The sequence below is a fragment of the Lentiprolixibacter sp. genome, from assembly GCF_982873095.1.
In genome coordinates this window covers 1-2,304 of the sequence record NZ_CEYNTP010000336.1, presented here as the reverse complement: position 1 = coordinate 2,304, position 2,304 = coordinate 1, and the positions used below count along the sequence as shown (strand labels likewise).

Below are 2,304 nucleotides of genomic sequence, written 5' to 3'. Positions count from 1 at the left end.
GTACTGGAAGTTTCCCCAAGCAGCACCGACCCAGCATACCATTGATAGCTATAGGTTGTGCCGGGATCGCTGTTCGTAACAGTAGCAGAGAAGGTAACATCCTCCCCAATGCAACCAGCCTCGTTTTCCACCGTTACTATTGGCAATGGATTAATTGAAATATTTACGGTAACAACAGGACTGGCACAATTGTTCGCAGCATCATAAAAGAAACCATAAAAAGTGCCGGCACCTGGGACAGGTCCGGTAAGGTGATCTTCTATTACCAGGGGATCCGGGTTACTGCTCCAGGTTAAGGTGGTCCCTGTTGGAATGGCAGAAGTAATATAGCTGGCGTCCAGTACAGGTAAAGGTTCCCCTTCACAAAAGGCGGTAGGCGCTTCTGTATTAAGGACAGGGGCCGTATTTCCCACATTGCTCAGGGCACAGGCACAGGTGGCATCTACTTCTTCTACAGTACTTAAGGTGCCCGGCAAACCATTACCGTTGTTGGAGTAGTAATACAATATATCATTACTCCAGGTGCCATAATTATTTATATTTCCGCTTAGTACCTTAACCCCGCCATTTCCGGAGAAGGTCCCATAGTTATTAAAGTTCCCTGAATCCAGGGTAAAACAGGCATCATTTACGGTAATTTCAAGGTTGTTTACCACATTCCCATCTTTTGCAACTACAGAATTGGTGAGTTGCACCGGGCCATCGACATTCATGACCCCTGGACCTATGCTTACTAATGCATTGGACGTCCGGAAAATTGCCGATGAGGCATTGATGTTCAGGTTACTGAGATTTGTGAAGGTGGCCCCATTGACTTCCAGAATGGCCCTGTTCCCAAGGTTGATGGGGGGATTACCCGTGTAATTTATATCGTGGTTGATCGTAATTGTTGAGTTGGAAACATTGTTGTCCGGAAAGGGATTGCTTTTGCATCCGCCGCCTGAGCACTCCCATGCAGCGGGATCATTCCAATTTGTGGAGTTTCCGGTGGTGGTATAATCCTGGGCGAGCACCTGGCCTTGAACCCCTAACAGGATCAGGGGCAACAAAATTAAATTTCGGATTAATGGGGTACAAACTACTTTAACCGACCGCTTAATAAGCCCTGGCTTTTTCATATTGGTTGTTGTTGTGGATAATGCCAAACACTACCCTGGTTGGTTCAGGCCAATTCATGTCGTAAGCGGGGGAATTTTTGGGGAAATGGTGTATACAAGATAAGAAATAATCCGTAACAAATTGAAAATCTGAATATAACATAGAAGATCGCAGCCTAAATTCAACAGAATATCACATATAGCTGGATCTTAGAAGACCGGTGTTCAGATGAATGATTATAAAAATTGGAAGGCTGAAGGAGCAGGTCCAAGTTAATTGCCCTGATGGGTGCGATACTATTTAGTGATCTTAACCAATTGGTGAGCCCGCCTTGTTCAGGGCTTTATCCCCTAATGTTCAGCGCGAATGTGATTGTAATCGAAAGCTGCTGTAGTAGTGCCCCCTAAACGGAGGAATCGGAAAGTTTTTTAAGCTGTTGTAGTTCGATTAGTTTCTCTTTCTTGCGATCGGCGCGTTTCTCTATCGCCAGGTCTGTATGAAAGTGATGGTTAGTGAGAAACCTTATTTGAATATCCAACCATTCTGATTTGTCTTTAACCACCTTAAAATGCATGAATTCCTTAAATAGGCGTGCGCTCCATTTGTCGTAATCCTTTCTTCCAAGATAATCGAGGTCGGCGTCGGCCAAGATCTGTTCGTAGAAATTTTTTGGATTCTGCGGGATTTTTGTGGCACGGATCATCCCTGCAATAAGATCGATTTCCTTCTTGGAAAAATCACCTTCCAACTTAGGCGTTAGCTCAGCAATGCTCCTTTCTTCGTGATTCTCAGGAGCGAACAAATATCCGTAATCATGGCCAACAGCGGCAATTCTGATAAGGTCCCCGATGGGTTTCTCGATCTTATATTGCTCAATATAATAGTCGCACACATTGGCTACATCAATAGTATGTGCAATGCTGTGGTAGGTGAGATGAGCCGGGAGGTTCTCTTTCAAATCCTCCAGTATTTCGATGCAAATTTTTGGATATGCTTCTTTGTTTTTTAACTCCATAAAACTAACGTCAGGGAACTCATACTAACTAAAACATCGTTAGGGCTTAATTTATTGTCTCTGCAGGTTGGGAATAAAACCAATACAATCCAAAATATCGGCTACTAATCCGTTAAAATTCTGCGGATTAACAATTTTACTGATTTTCAGGCTTAACTGTTTGATCACTTTTAATTTTTAGACAACTTCCG

2 protein-coding genes are annotated in these 2,304 nt (G+C 43.5%); both read right to left on the bottom strand.

Annotation, left to right across the window (positions count from 1 at the left end):
• A partial coding sequence (locus AC4E7D_RS14080) for a hypothetical protein (protein ID WP_490174410.1) occupies window positions 1-1,046 on the bottom strand: 1,046 nt, incomplete at its 3' end.
• Between the two features lie 455 nt (window positions 1,047-1,501).
• Window positions 1,502-2,056, bottom strand: a complete 555-nt coding sequence (locus AC4E7D_RS14075) for an HD domain-containing protein (protein WP_490174409.1) — start codon at window positions 2,054-2,056, stop codon at window positions 1,502-1,504.
• Between the last annotated feature and the right edge of the window lie 248 nt (window positions 2,057-2,304).